This is a genomic window from Streptococcus cristatus (assembly GCF_003943505.1).
GTDB lineage: Bacteria > Bacillota > Bacilli > Lactobacillales > Streptococcaceae > Streptococcus > Streptococcus cristatus_E.
In genome coordinates, this window is record NZ_RJPS01000002.1 from 206,301 (window position 1) to 219,958 (window position 13,658).

At 43.8% G+C, this 13,658-nt stretch carries 14 protein-coding genes; 2 read left to right on the top strand and 12 right to left on the bottom strand.

The annotated features are described in order from the left end of the window. Positions 1 to 56: 56 nt before the first annotated feature. The 7 genes from leuD to udk all read right to left on the bottom strand — a co-directional run bounded on the left by leuD (position 57) and on the right by udk (position 6,747). Complete coding sequence (gene leuD, locus D8792_RS03140; protein ID WP_002909937.1) at positions 57 to 647, bottom strand: 3-isopropylmalate dehydratase small subunit; 591 nt, start codon at positions 645 to 647, stop codon at positions 57 to 59. A gap of 9 nt (positions 648 to 656) precedes the next feature. Then, on the bottom strand, positions 657 to 2,039 hold the full coding sequence (leuC, locus tag D8792_RS03145) for a 3-isopropylmalate dehydratase large subunit (protein WP_125372849.1): 1,383 nt from the start codon (positions 2,037 to 2,039) through the stop codon (positions 657 to 659). A 1-nt stretch (position 2,040) separates the two neighbouring features. Next, the gene (locus D8792_RS03150) at positions 2,041 to 2,307 is read right to left on the bottom strand and encodes a DUF1294 domain-containing protein (protein WP_002904327.1); all 267 of its coding nucleotides are present in this window, start codon (positions 2,305 to 2,307) and stop codon (positions 2,041 to 2,043) included. Beyond that, positions 2,304 to 3,341: a 3-isopropylmalate dehydrogenase gene (leuB, locus tag D8792_RS03155; protein WP_125372850.1), complete on the bottom strand. Its 1,038-nt coding sequence runs from the start codon at positions 3,339 to 3,341 to the stop codon at positions 2,304 to 2,306. The genes D8792_RS03150 and leuB overlap by 4 nt, the downstream gene beginning before the upstream one ends. 12 nt (positions 3,342 to 3,353) lie before the next feature. Beyond that, entirely contained in the window at positions 3,354 to 4,919 is a 1,566-nt protein-coding gene (locus D8792_RS03160) for a 2-isopropylmalate synthase (protein WP_125372851.1), read from the bottom strand. Between the two features lie 483 nt (positions 4,920 to 5,402). Continuing rightward, a complete protein-coding gene (locus tag D8792_RS03165; RefSeq protein WP_125372852.1) occupies positions 5,403 to 6,071 on the bottom strand; it encodes a YoaK family protein in 669 nt (222 codons plus the stop codon). A gap of 40 nt (positions 6,072 to 6,111) precedes the next feature. Then, positions 6,112 to 6,747: a uridine kinase gene (udk, locus tag D8792_RS03170; protein WP_185758389.1), complete on the bottom strand. Its 636-nt coding sequence runs from the start codon at positions 6,745 to 6,747 to the stop codon at positions 6,112 to 6,114. A gap of 104 nt (positions 6,748 to 6,851) precedes the next feature. Here udk and D8792_RS03175 point away from each other — a divergent pair, with 104 nt between their 5' ends. Beyond that, positions 6,852 to 7,832, top strand: coding sequence for a Gfo/Idh/MocA family protein (locus tag D8792_RS03175; RefSeq protein WP_125372853.1), 981 nt, complete (start codon positions 6,852 to 6,854; stop codon positions 7,830 to 7,832). Then, positions 7,825 to 8,913 (top strand): DEAD/DEAH box helicase, encoded by a 1,089-nt coding sequence (locus D8792_RS03180; RefSeq protein ID WP_312023813.1) that lies wholly within the window; start codon positions 7,825 to 7,827, stop codon positions 8,911 to 8,913. Before D8792_RS03175 ends, D8792_RS03180 begins: the two co-directional genes overlap by 8 nt. Positions 8,914 to 8,995: 82 nt before the next feature. Here the strand turns inward: D8792_RS03180 and D8792_RS03185 are convergent, their stop codons facing one another. The 5 genes from D8792_RS03185 to D8792_RS03205 all read right to left on the bottom strand — a co-directional run bounded on the left by D8792_RS03185 (position 8,996) and on the right by D8792_RS03205 (position 13,545). Beyond that, positions 8,996 to 10,393 carry a polysaccharide deacetylase family protein gene (locus D8792_RS03185; protein WP_125372855.1) on the bottom strand — a complete coding sequence of 466 codons (1,398 nt, stop codon included), beginning with the start codon at positions 10,391 to 10,393 and terminating at the stop codon, positions 8,996 to 8,998. An 89-nt stretch (positions 10,394 to 10,482) separates the two neighbouring features. Then, a complete protein-coding gene (gene gloA / locus D8792_RS03190) occupies positions 10,483 to 10,869 on the bottom strand; it encodes a lactoylglutathione lyase (protein WP_125372856.1) in 387 nt (128 codons plus the stop codon). 74 nt (positions 10,870 to 10,943) lie between these two features. After that, positions 10,944 to 12,323, bottom strand: coding sequence for a sensor histidine kinase (locus D8792_RS03195; protein ID WP_125372857.1), 1,380 nt, complete (start codon positions 12,321 to 12,323; stop codon positions 10,944 to 10,946). Beyond that, positions 12,313 to 12,987: a response regulator transcription factor gene (locus D8792_RS03200; RefSeq protein WP_045497279.1), complete on the bottom strand. Its 675-nt coding sequence runs from the start codon at positions 12,985 to 12,987 to the stop codon at positions 12,313 to 12,315. Before D8792_RS03200 ends, D8792_RS03195 begins: the two co-directional genes overlap by 11 nt. Before the next feature lie 120 nt (positions 12,988 to 13,107). Then, the gene (locus tag D8792_RS03205) at positions 13,108 to 13,545 is read right to left on the bottom strand and encodes a hypothetical protein (RefSeq protein WP_125372858.1); all 438 of its coding nucleotides are present in this window, start codon (positions 13,543 to 13,545) and stop codon (positions 13,108 to 13,110) included. Positions 13,546 to 13,658 lie beyond the last annotated feature (113 nt).

Consider the following 13,658-nt stretch of genomic DNA (forward strand, 5'->3'; position numbering starts at 1 on the left):
TATTTTTATCGGAGACAAGATTTTTTCAGAATTTTCTCAATATAGCAAAAATAAGGTTACTGCCAATAAGATGGACGATTTTTTTCATATTCTGTAATCAAATCCTCATACTGAAGCGTAATGCCGATATCATCCAAACCGTTTAGGAGCTTGTGCTTCCATTCTCCATCAATGTCAAAGGAGAATTCTCCCACTGGTGAAAAAATCTTCTGCTGCTCCAAATCCACTGTCACTTGATCCGTCGGCTTCAGATTAGCCAAGGCTTGCCGCACTTCCAGTGGCTGGACAATAGGCAGCATACCGTTATTAAGCTCATTGTTATAGTGAATATCGCCAAAAGATCCAGCAATGACTACCTTGAAGCCATAGTCAGCCAAGGCCCAGGCAGCGTGCTCCCGAGAGGAACCAGCCCCGAAATTATCCCCTGTAATCAGAATAGTCGCCTTGCGGTACTCTGGTCTATTAAAAACGAAATCAGGATCTTCGGTGTACTGATTGTCCAGATAGCGCCATGCGTACATGAGGTACTTGCCAAAACCTTTTTTATCAATCAACTTGAGAAACTGCTTGGGCAAAATTTGGTCTGTATCAATATTATCGTTCATGAGGGGAACCGTTGTCCCCGTATAGATTGTAAATTTTTCCATAAAATTTCCTTACTGGACCTCCGGTAGCTGGCGGACGTCTACGAAGTGCCCGGCAATGGCTGCCGCTGCTGCCATGGCAGGACTGCAAAGATGGGTTTTAGCGCCAAATCCCTGACGATCCTCAAAGTTCCGATTGCTGGTTGAGGCACAGTGGACTCCGTCCGGCACCTTGTCTGGATTCATTCCCAGACACATGGAACAACCCGGATCGCGCCACTCAAAGCCTGCATCCATGAAAATTTTATCCAGTCCCATCTTTTCAGCAGCCCGCTTGACCGGACGAGAGCCTGGTACGACGATAGCTGTTAGATTGGGAGCAATGTGCTTACCAGCGACAAACTTAGCTGCCAGCTGCAAATCGCTGAGTCTGGCATTGGTACAGGACCCGATAAAGATATAACCTAGGTCAATATCTTCTGCTTTCTTACCTGGGGAGAGGTCCATGTAATTGTAGGCCCGCTCGTCGTTCATGTCACGGATTTCAGGGAAAGCCGCGCCGAACTCTACTCCCATAGAAGGATTGGTTCCCCAAGTCACCATAGGTGCCAGCTGGGAGACATCCATCTCAATGACCTTATCATAAACAGCATCGGGGTCACTGACCAGAGTCTTCCAATCAGCCACTGCCGCCTCAAAGTCCTTAGGTGCTCCCGGGCGTCCTTGAACGTAATCATAGGTCTTCTGGTCAGGATTCATAATGCCCATCTTTGAGCCAAACTCTATGGACATATTGCAGATGGTCATGCGCTCTTCCATGGTCAAATGATTAATGGCATCACCGGCATACTCGACCACATAGCCAACACCCGCAGCTACACCGTATTTGGCAATCAGAGCAAGGATGAAGTCTTTAGAATAAACACCTTTAGGTGGCACCCCGGTAAATTTGACCAGCATTTTCTTAGGCTTGACTTGCCAGATCGTTTGTGTGGCAAAGACGTGCTCTACCTCCGAAGTACCAATTCCAAAAGCAATAGCTCCAAAGGCTCCGTGAGTGGCCGTGTGACTGTCGCCACAAACGATAAATTTCCCTGGCTGAGTCTTGCCTGTTTCGGGCCCAACCATATGGACAATCCCTTGCAACTCTGATCCATGAGCCGCATGCTCGATGCCAAAATCCTTGACATTCTCAGAAAGTTTATCAATCTGAGCCTTGGAAATCACATCCCGAATATCATAGATATTGACCGTAGGAACATTATGGTCAAAAGTTCCAAAAGTTAAGTCCGGTCGTCTAACTTTGCGACCCGCATCTCGAAGGCCCTGAAAAGCCTGAGGGCTGGTTACTTCATGAATATAATGCTGATCCACATACATAAGCTGGGGTTGACCTTCTTGGCCTGTTATTACGTGTCTTTCCCAAATCTTATCAAAAATCGATTTTCCAGCCATACTAGCTTCTCCATATGTAATACAAAATTCCGATTTCCACTATTATTCCGCAAATCCAAGCCAACCAGAAATACCATTTTCTGGTCTTGTGGTGAAAGAGGCGACCACCTAATAAAGCGCCCAAACCTCCGGCTACCAAAGCTGACAAGAGCAAAGTCTTCTCTGGAATGCGGTAGTGATTTTTCTTAGCCTTACGCTTATCCCAGCCATAAAGGAGGAAAACGATAAGGTTCCAAAGCAGGCAAATACCTGTTAATATCCATTTCATAAGTTATTGATAATGGCCTCCGTCATTTGAGTTGTTGTCGCCTGACCACCCAGATCTCGCGTTAAAATCTCTTGAGCCAGTGTCTTCTCCACTGCTGCTTCAATCGCTTCTGCAGCTTCAAGCTCTGAAAAACTATCTCGCAGCATCATGGCTACAGAAAGGATCATACTGACAGGATTGGCAATACCTAGCCCTGCAATATCTGGAGCAGAACCATGGATAGGCTCGTAAAGACTTGGCCCAGTAGCCGAATGACTGGCTGATGGCATAACTCCCAGCGTCCCTGACAAGACACTGGACTCATCTGAGAGAATATCCCCAAAAAGATTTTCCGTTACAACAACATCAAACTTAGCAGGATTGGTGATCATGAGCATCGCAGCGCTATCTACCAGTTGGTGCTCCAAGGTCACATCTGGATAATCCTTGGCCACCTCATCTGCTACTCTACGCCAGAGTTTGGATGTCGCTAGTACATTTTGCTTGTCAATACTGGTCACGCGCTTTCTGCGACCACGCGCGATATCAAAGGCCTTACGGACAATTCGTTCCACCTCTTCATAGCTGTAGTCGTTAATATCACGCGCAGATCTGTCCTTCAAAATATGTTCACCAAAGTAAATCCCACCAGTCAGCTCGCGCACGACCACAAAATCCACACCAGCAATTCGCTCTGCTTTCAAAGGCGACAAATGCTTAAGTGCATCGAAGATCTTAACTGGACGGATATTGGCATAAAGTTCAAGCTCCTTGCGCAGAGCGAGCAAGCCTTGCTCCGGCCGAACTGGGGCATTATCGTACTGGGGACTGCCGATAGCTGCAAGGAGAATAGCATCCGCCTCCTTAGCCGCTTCTAGAGTTGACTGAGGCAGAGGATGACCTTCCGCATCAATACCAGCACCCCCAAAAGCTTTCTCCGTGATATGATAAGTAAAACCGAACTTGTCCGCAACAGCAGCCAGTACTTGGAGACCAGCTTCCATGATTTCTGGGCCGATACCGTCACCCGCCAGAGCTACAATTTCTTTTGTCATAGTCGCTTCCTTCTAATTATTTGCAGGCAGATCGCGGTAAGATACCTGATGGCCGATTTCACCAGCATTTTCCTTTTGCACAAAGGTATTAGCATGGATATAGGCAATGGCGCTAGCCTTAAGAACATCAAAGTCAATCCCAGAAGAGTTGAAAATCGTATCTGTATCTGTATTTTCAACAGCTACCAAGACGCGAGCCTGAGAGTCAATACCGTCCGTCACGGCCTCAATGTTATAGGCTAAAAGCTGGACAGATTGGTTAAAGAATTGGTCGATGGCATTAAAGATGGCTTCGACACTTCCCTTGCCTTCTGCCACACAGTTGACTGTCTCTCCGTCGCCATTAACCAGCTGCACATCTGCTGTGATGGTATGATCGTCATTGGTCGTCAGCTGCAGATCATTAAAGTGGAAGCCTTCTGGATTTTCAACTGTCGTTCCAGCAATCAGAGCCCGAATGTCAGCGTCCGTGACTTCGTTTTTCTTATCCGCCAAGACCTTAAACTTAGCAAAGAGATCATTAATTTCAGATTCCTCAAAATCTAGAGCCAGTTCTTTGAGTTTTTCAACAAAGGCGTGGCGGCCAGACAGCTTGCCGAGGGGAAGTGAATTGCTCTTGACTCCAACCAGCTCAGGTGTGATGATTTCATAGGTCAGTGGATTCTTAAGAACACCATCCTGATGGATACCAGACTCATGAGAGAAGGCGTTGCCACCAACAACCGCCTTGTTCTTAGGCACCGGAATACCTGAGAAGCGGGACACCAACTCAGAAGTGTTGATGGTTTCATTAAGGACGATATCTGACTCAACCTGATAATAGTCCTTGCGAATTTCCAAAGCAACTGCTACTTCTTCCAGAGCAGCATTACCAGCACGCTCACCAATACCATTAATAGTGCCTTCCACCCGCCTAGCTCCGTATTTGACTGCGGACAGGCTGTTAGCTACTGCCATTCCCAAATCATCGTGACAGTGAGGACTGTAGATAATCTCACGATCCGTTTGGACATTGTCAATCAGATATTTGAAGATATTGCCAAATTCTTCTGGCGTAGTAAAGCCGACTGTGTCTGGAATGTTGATGTAGCTAGCACCTGCATCAACTGCTGTCTGGACAACTTGAAGCAGAAAATCCAGCTCTGTCCGTGTCGCGTCCTCAGGTGAAAACTCGACAATCTCAAACTTAGAACGAGCATAAGAAACGTGCTCTTTAATGGCTTCTAAAATCTCTTCCTTGGACTTTTTCAGCTTGAACTCTCTGTGGATGGGACTGGTCGCAATAAAGACGTGAATCTGCGGATGTTTGGCATCCTTGAGTGCCTCGCAGCAGGCATCGATGTCCGATTTAACCGAACGCGCCAAGCCAGTGACAGAAGCTTTTGTAATGACTTTGGCAATCGCCTGCACCGCCGCAAATGAATCTGGACTAGCAGCTGGGAAACCAGCTTCAATAGCAGAAATCCCCCATTTTTCTAGTTGCTTAGCAATGGCAACCTTTTCCTTAATAGAGAAGTTCACTCCTGGTGTCTGCTCACCGTCCCGAAGGCTGGTATCTAGAAACTCAACTTTTTGCATAGACTTTCCTCTTTCTTTATCGTTTAAAACAGCTATAAAAATCAATGAGAGATACAACTATGAAATGAACTTTTAGTTCACTTTTCTCAGTATATCCTAGCAAAGATTTTGTGAAGAATAAAATAAAAACATCTCGCTGGAAGCCAAGCGAGATGTTGATTTACTCCCGCTTGGTAAGCCAAACAGGACTAATGCTTTCGCACTAGCCCGAGTAACGCAACAACAAAGCAAAGTTTGAAAATTGAGTTGACTTCATGTTTGACTGACTCCTTTTGAAATGTTATTGATTAGTATTTTAGCACAGTATCATTCAGCTGTCAACATATAATTCGATATTTTCTGAAAATTTTTAATATACTGGATTATTTTGTGGTCTTATTACTATAAATGCGAGAAAGAAGAAGCAGGCCAGCTCCTCCTTCTAGTATTATATTATTTCTCTCATTTCTCTTCTTTTAATAATTTACTAATCATGCTTCGTCTTTATCTTCGTACATACTGAACCAAGCGGAACATCATGAAGGTAAATAGAATTCCTGCAACGATCCAAATGGTTCGCAAGGCGTAAAATTGGAGCAGGTAGGTAGAAATAATGGCTCCGATGACAAAGCTTCCTAACAAAGCAACAAAGAAAATGCCCTCTTTTAAGTATGGTTTTTCCTGCGTTCGCACAAAATTTCCAAAAGCCACCATCGTTTTCTTGATATTTCCTGTCATAAAGGAATTGTTGTAGACTATGCCATCTACTTCGCCAAAAGCTGTCGCAACGACCCCCATACAGAAAGCAATCGGAGGAACGATCAGCATATTTGGTACGGTACTTGGCATAAAGCCTACCAGAGTACAAATGAGCACCATTGGTGAAATGCTACTTACTCGCCATATTGACTGCTCAAAAAAGGGGCGGAAAACTGTTATCAGAAAAATTCCCAGCATAAAGGCTATCATGGTAGCTAGTTTGACTTCAATCTCTCCAGTCTTGTGATGAATCAGCTCAACGGACAAAAAGACGACGTTTCCTGTCTGGCCAGCAACCAATGTACCCCCGCGTTCCATAAAAGTGTAAGCATCCACAAAACCTGCGCAAAAGGTCAGCAAACAGGCAAAAAACTTTGATCGAGAATGGAATTCCCTTTTGACGAACTTTCTCATAATTTACCCAAAAAGTCCAGTGTAACACCAGACTTCCTTTCTATCCTTCTCTAGCTTCCTCCAAAATCTTTTCAATCTTGGTGGTAATCAAATCAATCGCAACTTTGTTCGAAGCGCCCTCTGGAATGATAACATCCGCATAGCGCTTGGTCGGCTCGATAAACTGATGGTACATAGGCTTGACGACACCTAAATACTGCTCAATGACACTATCCAAACTGCGTCCACGCTCCTCCATGTCCCGCTTAATCCGGCGAATAATCCGCACATCATCATCAGTATCGACGAAAATCTTGATGTCCATCAAATCTCGGAGGCGTTGGTCTTCCAAGACCAGAATCCCCTCTACAATGAAGACATCCTGCGGTTCCTGACGATAGGTTTTATTACTGCGCGTGTGCTCCGTATAGTCATAGGTCGGGATGTCCACTGGACGGCCAGCCAAAAGCTCCTTGATCTGCTCAATCATCAAGTCTGTATCAAAAGCAAAAGGATGGTCATAGTTGGTCTTGACCCGCTCCTCAAAGGTCAAATGTGACTGATCCTTGTAGTAAGAATCATGCTCAATCATAGAAATCTTTTCATTTGGAAAATTATCTAAAATCGCCCGAGATACACTGGTTTTTCCCCCACCAGAGCCACCTGTAACACCGATAATAATAGGTCTGTTTTGCATTGTTTTCTCCATTACTTGTTATCTTATCTATTTTACCTTAATTCATGATATAATGAAAGGGTGAATCAAGAAAAATTCAGGAAAATCATTTTAAAGGAGAAAGTATGTTACGACTCGGTATCATCGGTACGGGATCCATTTCCCATGAGTTTATCAAGGCAGCTCAACTAAGTGGTGAGTATGAGTTTACAGCTGTTTACTCAAGAACCTTGAGTGCCGCGGAGCGTTTTGCGCAAGCTTATAAAAACGTCGCACTCTACACCGATATGATTGGATTCTTATCTGCCGACCTAGATGTGGTTTACATCGCCAGTCCCAATAGCCTCCACTTCAACCATGCCAAGGTAGCCATTTTGGCTCGAAAACATGTCATTGTTGAAAAGCCGGCTGTATCAAGGCCTGAAGAATGGCAAGAATTGGTCAAGCTGGCAGCTGAACATCAGGTTTATATCTTTGAGGCAGCCAGAAACTACCACGAAGCAGCCTTTGCAGTCATTCGTGACTTCCTTAAAGACAAGAAGATCTGGGGAGCAAATTTCACTTATGCAAAATACTCCTCCAAGATGGGAGCCCTGCTGAGTGGACAGGAGCCCAATGTTTTTTCTGCTAAATTCTCAGGCGGTGCTCTGATGGATTTGGGAGTTTATACGCTTTATGCTGCTGTCCGACTATTTGGTGCTCCACAAAACACCTGCTATACAGCTCAACAACTGCCAAATAGCGTTGACCTCAACGGTTCAGGCAGTCTGATTTATCCTGATTTTCAGGTTCGTATCCAAGCTGGAAAAAATATTCATAGCCAGCTACCAGCTGAAATCTATACGGACCAAGGCACTCTGACCTTAGACGGTATCGAGTTTATCCGCTCTGCCATTTTCCAAAAGCTCAATGGAGAGACGGAAAGTCTAGCTATCCACCAAGCAGAGCACCAAATGCTAGAAGAGGCTCAGGCTTTTGCTCGTGTCCTTAAAGGCGGCCAGAAAGAGCTTTATAACGACTATCTGCAGGCTGCTACTACTGTGCATGAGTGTCTGTTTTCCATGAGAAAAGATGCTGGCATTAGATTTGAGGTTGACCATGATTAAAGAAACATTTCCAACAGTTTGGCAAGAACAGCTAAATCAGCTCGGTTTTGCTGAACTGACTGCCATCCAAGAAAAGATATTCCAGCCCATTTCTCAGGGACAAACGGTGCTAGGCATCAGTCCGACCGGTACGGGCAAGACATTGGCCTATCTCTTTCCTAGCTTATTGAAATTGAAGCCTAAAAAAGCGCAGCAGCTTTTGATTTTAGCTCCAAATACAGAGCTGGCGGGACAGATTTTTGATGTTTGTAAATCTTGGGCGGAGCCCTTAGGCTTGAGCAGTCAACTCCTCCTCTCTGGTAATAGCCAGAAAAGACAGATTGAGCGGCTCAAGAAAGGTCCTGAGATACTGATTGGTACACCTGGTCGGATTTTTGAGCTCATTAAGCTCAAGAAAATCAAGATGATGAATGTTGATACTATTATCCTAGATGAATTTGACCAGCTTCTCAGTGATTCCCAGTATGCGTTTGTTGATAAGATTCTGCATTATGCACCGCGGGACCACCAGCTGATTTACATGAGTGCTACTGCTAAGTTCGACCAAGAGAAGATCGCTGAAAATACTCTGCGCATCAGCATTGACGACCAGACTTTGGACAATATCCAGCACTTCTATATGCAGGCGGAAAAACGTGACAAGGTCGAACTCTTGCGCAAGCTATCCAATGTAGAAGAATTTCGTGGGCTAGTCTTTTTCAATAGTCTGTCAGATTTGGGTAGCGCCGAAGAAAAGCTTCAATACCGAGGAGCTAGTGCGGTCTCCCTAGCCAGCGATGTTAATGTAAAATTCCGCAAGGTCATTCTTGAGAAATTTAAAGATTACGATATCACGCTCTTGCTGGCGACAGACTTGGTTGCACGTGGCATTGATATTGATTCTTTAGAATGTGTAGTCAACTACGAAGTGCCGCGCGATCTGGAAACCTACACTCACCGTTCCGGCCGAACAGGTCGCATGGGCAAGGAAGGCTATGTCATCACCTTCATCAGTCACCCAGAAGAACTAAAAGCTCTCAAAAAATATGCCTCTGTCCGCGAAATCATCTTGAAAAAACAAGAACTATATATACAGCCTTGAGTGAAAATCACAATAAACGATCGTTTTATCTGATGATAGCAAAGCAAAAAGCATTGGAAATCTTGAATTTCCAATGCTTTTCTTAATTTCTGCTGTAGTAAATTTGATGTGGTTGAAGCTGATTTTCCAGCAGTTCATCAACTGTCACCAGAGTATAGCCGTTATTCTTCAGATAGTCAAGAACGCTTGGCAGAGCATCGATGGACGTCTGATGGATATCGTGCATGAGAATAATAGATCCCGGTTGGGTCTTCACGATCTCCTGCATAATAGCCTTTGTATTACGTGTTTTCCAATCAAGACTGTCCACGCTCCACATGATAAAGGACTGATCGACAGCATTTTGAACCGTAGAGTTGATGGCTCCATAAGGCGGTCTTGTAATCATAGGCCGAATACCAGTCGCCTTATAAATGGCTTCCTGAGTATCTAGGATTTCTTTTTTGACTTGATTTAGAGGCAGCTTGGTCAAATCTGGATGGCTCCAAGTATGGATGCCAAGCTGATGGCCTTCATCAAGGACACGTTTAGCCAGTTCTGGATTGGCCGCAACGTTTTGTCCCACCATAAAGAAGGTTGCTTTGGCATTGTAGCGTTTTAGAATTTCCAAAGCCTGAGGGGTCGTCTTACTGTCGGGACCGTCGTCAAAGGTCAGGGCAACCATTTTCTCATGCCGCTTTGTTTCATACTGCTGGTAAGCCTCCAAATCGGCTCCCTGCAAATATTCCGGACGAATTAGATCATAAAAACTAGATAGAGGCACTGTCACGCTCGACACACCGTTGATTTCTTTAGGCAGACGAATGGAAAATAAACTATCCTCATAGTGAAAATCCCACTGGCTCAGCTCTATTTCACGGAGGACATTCAAAGCTGCTGTTTGCTGACTTTCCTCCACCTGTCTAAAGGTTAGCTGACTGGTCAACTCCTTCAGGAAAATTTCCTTGGCAGCTTCTGGATTTTGAAACAGCTTGTCCAAAGTGACCGCTGCGCCTTCCTGATTGATATAAGTCGAGGCTACTTCTCTTGCCTCTTCAGACTTGATGTCTCTTTTTGAGATGCTGTAATCTTTTCGCTGAATGACTACTTCCTTGGTATTAGCCAGACTAGTAGACTTCTCCTCCGTATAGTAAAAGGTCAAAGCCGTCAAGTTTTCCTTCTGCTTTTTGTCATCTGAAATGCTCTGACTGTCCTGCAACATTTTATCTTTGACACTTTGAAGAGGCTGCCCCTTCATCAGAGGATAAAAAGTTGCCACATAATGGCTACCAATCCTACCAGCCTGCTTCTCAGCATTGTCAGCATGTTTTTGCTCTTCCTTGGCAATCACTTCTGTAATCTTTTTCTGGAATTCCTGCTCCTGAAACATTTCATAGATTCGTAGTCCGCCAAAAATAAGAAGTCCTAAGAAAAGCAGATTCAGAAGACTGAGAATCAGTCTATATTTTCGTCTACGCTTCCTTTTATGTTGTCTTTTCATCTATTATCCCCTAAGCTATTGTCATAAAATTATTCAGATGTTAAAAAACTTGTATCTTACAAGTGCTAAAATACAAGTTTCACCTATTTTTAAAGACTTTTTTCTCGAATCACTTCGACCTTGTAGCCATCAGGATCTTTGATGAAATAATAATTCGGTGGATTTCCAGGCAGCCCTTTTGGCTCAGTCACTTCATAGCCCTTAGCAGCATGCTCAGTGTGCAAACCTTCCAAATCAGGCGTGCTAAGAGCAATATGAGCAAAGCCATCACCGATTACATAAGGTCCGTGGTCATAATTATAAGTCAATTCAAGCTCATAATCATCGCCATCCAAACCAAGATAAACAATGGTAAAAGCATGCTCTGGAAAGTCCTTGCGGCGCAATTCCTTAAAACCAAACGCGTCTTCATAAAAGGCAATCGAAGCCTCTAAATTTTCCACTCGTAAACAAGTATGCAACATTTTTGATGTCATAGTTTTACCTCTCTCATTTCTTTCTTTTATTATACCGCAAAAGCAGTCAAATTTGAAATAATATGAAAAGTTTTTCAGCTTTTGCTGATTCGTTTTCTAATATCTGACCTAAGAGGAACTTTGATTTCAAAAATAGTTCCACGCGGTTTGTTATCTTTGACTGTGATGGTTCCTTTTAAGGCGTCCACGATTTGTTTCGCCAGGGATAGTCCTAGTCCAAATCCACCTTTTTGACGAGTCCGTGCCTTGTCCACCCGATAAAAACGATCGAAGACTTTTTTCTTGTCATCGCCCGCAATCCCTGGACCATTGTCAGAAATCCGCAAGGTTAAGCTCCGATCATTGGCGGAGGCCACGAAATAGATCTCTCCATCTTCTTCTGTGTATTTGATGGCATTATCAAAAAGGATGGTCATGACCTGCTTAAGCAAGACCTTGTCTGTCGTGATTGATTTTGAAACTAGATTTTTGAAATCAAAGACCTTGTCGCTTTCCTCCGCAATAATAGCATAGTTAGAGAAAGCTGTCGTGAAGAAGTCTGGGGTGACTTCACCGTATTCTGGCTTGATACCGTCATCGCGCCGAGCTAGGTTGAGTAAGTTGGTGGTCAACAGACGCATATTTCGCACTTCCTCTAAACTAGATGCGATACTCTCACTAGACTCCATAATCGTGGCCTCAGGCTTGCGGAAGAGAGATTCCAGTCGATTTTGTAGCACAGCCAAAGGCGTACGCAATTCATGGCTGGCATTCTCAACAAAAGACTTCTGCTTCTGCATGCTATCCAAGAGAGGCTTGACACTCATCCGAGCCAGATAGATACTGGCAATCAAAGAAATACCCCAGAAACTAATCATGACAATGGCAATCAGCTTTTCATGCTTTTCGCTAGTCTGCTCCAGCTGGCTGATACTGGTCATGACAACCGCGTATTTGACATTCTCAATTTCATCATTTGGATCAATGTCAAACATGTAAGCTCGATAACTCTCGACCTGTCCATAGCTATTAGTTAGTTGTATTTGCTTGATTTGATTAAGAAAGCGTTTATTAAATTTAATCGCATCAAAGTTTAAAAAGCTATTTTTGGCTGATACATTCTGATAATCATCATTCAAAAGAATAGCTGAAGTATTGGCGCTAACATTTACCCTACCCGGTTCCTCAATCTTGATATCATGAGCTTGCACAGACTCTGAATCTCTGTTCTCTGAATCCTTGTTCTCTGGCTCTTGGTATTGCCGGCCCGTCGTCCGATAGGCTAGATTGGCCACCCAGGCGGGATTTTGACTGAGACTTTTAAGATTATCATCAACGGTCGTGTAAAGGCTAGAGCGCATGACTTGAATAATAATGAGCGTCATGGCCGAGAAAATCAGGGTGAATACACCAAAATAGCGAATGAAATAAGAAAAATCATCCGCATATAAGGCTTTTTTGAGTTTATTCAGCATTCTTTAAAATGTAACCGACACTGCGAAGGGTTTGAAGATTATTCGCAAAAGCCGTTCCTTTCAATTTTTTCCGAATCTTAGATACATAGACTTCCACCACAGAAATCGTTGTATCGCTATCAAAGCCCCACAAACGATCGAAAATCTGAGTCTTAGGCAAAATGACATTTTGATTCTGAAGGAAGTAGACCAACAAATCAAACTCTTTACCCAGTAGCTCAACTTCCTTTCCATCTACCAAGGTCGAATTGGTCGAAAGATTAACCGTCACATCGCCATAAGACAGGGTATTTTCATTAAACTTACCAGAACGTTTGAGCAAGGCTTGAATCCGCATCTTCAGCTCTTCCAGATAAAATGGCTTGGTCAGGTAATCGTCAGCACCGAGTTCAAAACCATGGCCTTTATCATCGATACTTTCCTTGGCAGTCATGATGAGGACAGGAGTGCTCACCCCTTTTTCACGCAATTCTTTGAGTACTTGGAAGCCGTCCTTTTCAGGAAGCATCAAGTCCAGTAGAATCAGGTCATACACGCCGCTTTCTGCTTCGTATAAACCTTCTTCGCCATCAAAGACCTGCATAACATCTGCAAAATCATCTAAAAAATCAAATACTGAATTTGACAGACCGAGGTCATCCTCCACTAATAGAATCTTAATCATCCTGTTCCTCCCTTTCTAGAAAAAGCTTATGCTGTGTAGTTTAAATAAAGACATGGCAAACACTTCTCATTCTATCTTCACTTATCTTTTTCTATTATATCATGACTTGTCGAAAATGCTTTAAGAATTTGTTGTTTTCGAGTTATTTTCGCTATTCTTACCATCTTTTGTTGTGCCGTCAGCGTTTGATGGCTTCTTTTTTGATTGATTTCCTTCTTGGGGTCCTCCTGGTTGACCATTTCCTTGTGGTGGCTGACCTCCACCTCCAGGACCGCCTTGACCATCTTGACCGTTTTGTCCCCCCATCCGTGGTGGCATACCATTTTCATTTCCCTGCCCCTGACCTTGAGGAGGTTGAGCACCTTGACCTGGCATCCTGCCATCTTGCTTGTTTTGCTGAGGCATAGTGGCTTGAACTGAGCCCTGCTGCGGACTTTTCTGTGTCAAGGCACCAATTCCATAGCCACCAATTGCTCCGACAGCTAAGGAGGCACTGGCTACTGCTGTCATCCACCATTTTGTACTCTTTTTAATTACAATCATTTTTTCCATATCCATTTAAAGTTTTCCTCTTTCTAAATTTTGTATTTCATGGATTTTAACACTATGAAGCAATATAAATGTTGATTACACAAGTTCACATCTTTTCACGTGTTAGGGTTATTATAGGG

Excerpts from the sequence above, each read along its gene's own strand:
- D8792_RS03160 (WP_125372851.1), bottom strand. The coding sequence starts at position 4,919 with ATGCAAAAAGTTGAGTTTCTAGATACCAGCCTTCGGGACGGTGAGCAG.
- D8792_RS03175 (WP_125372853.1), top strand. The coding sequence starts at position 6,852 with ATGTTACGACTCGGTATCATCGGTACGGGATCCATTTCCCATGAGTTT.
- leuD (WP_002909937.1), bottom strand. The coding sequence starts at position 647 with ATGGAAAAATTTACAATCTATACGGGGACAACGGTTCCCCTCATGAAC.
- leuC (WP_125372849.1), bottom strand. The coding sequence starts at position 2,039 with ATGGCTGGAAAATCGATTTTTGATAAGATTTGGGAAAGACACGTAATA.
- D8792_RS03200 (WP_045497279.1), bottom strand. The coding sequence starts at position 12,987 with ATGATTAAGATTCTATTAGTGGAGGATGACCTCGGTCTGTCAAATTCA.
- D8792_RS03195 (WP_125372857.1), bottom strand. The coding sequence starts at position 12,323 with ATGCTGAATAAACTCAAAAAAGCCTTATATGCGGATGATTTTTCTTAT.
- D8792_RS03205 (WP_125372858.1), bottom strand. The coding sequence starts at position 13,545 with ATGGATATGGAAAAAATGATTGTAATTAAAAAGAGTACAAAATGGTGG.
- D8792_RS03165 (WP_125372852.1), bottom strand. The coding sequence starts at position 6,071 with ATGAGAAAGTTCGTCAAAAGGGAATTCCATTCTCGATCAAAGTTTTTT.
- D8792_RS03150 (WP_002904327.1), bottom strand. The coding sequence starts at position 2,307 with ATGAAATGGATATTAACAGGTATTTGCCTGCTTTGGAACCTTATCGTT.
- gloA (WP_125372856.1), bottom strand. The coding sequence starts at position 10,869 with ATGACATCAAAAATGTTGCATACTTGTTTACGAGTGGAAAATTTAGAG.
- D8792_RS03185 (WP_125372855.1), bottom strand. The coding sequence starts at position 10,393 with ATGAAAAGACAACATAAAAGGAAGCGTAGACGAAAATATAGACTGATT.
- leuB (WP_125372850.1), bottom strand. The coding sequence starts at position 3,341 with ATGACAAAAGAAATTGTAGCTCTGGCGGGTGACGGTATCGGCCCAGAA.
- udk (WP_185758389.1), bottom strand. The coding sequence starts at position 6,747 with ATGCAAAACAGACCTATTATTATCGGTGTTACAGGTGGCTCTGGTGGG.
- D8792_RS03180 (WP_312023813.1), top strand. The coding sequence starts at position 7,825 with ATGATTAAAGAAACATTTCCAACAGTTTGGCAAGAACAGCTAAATCAG.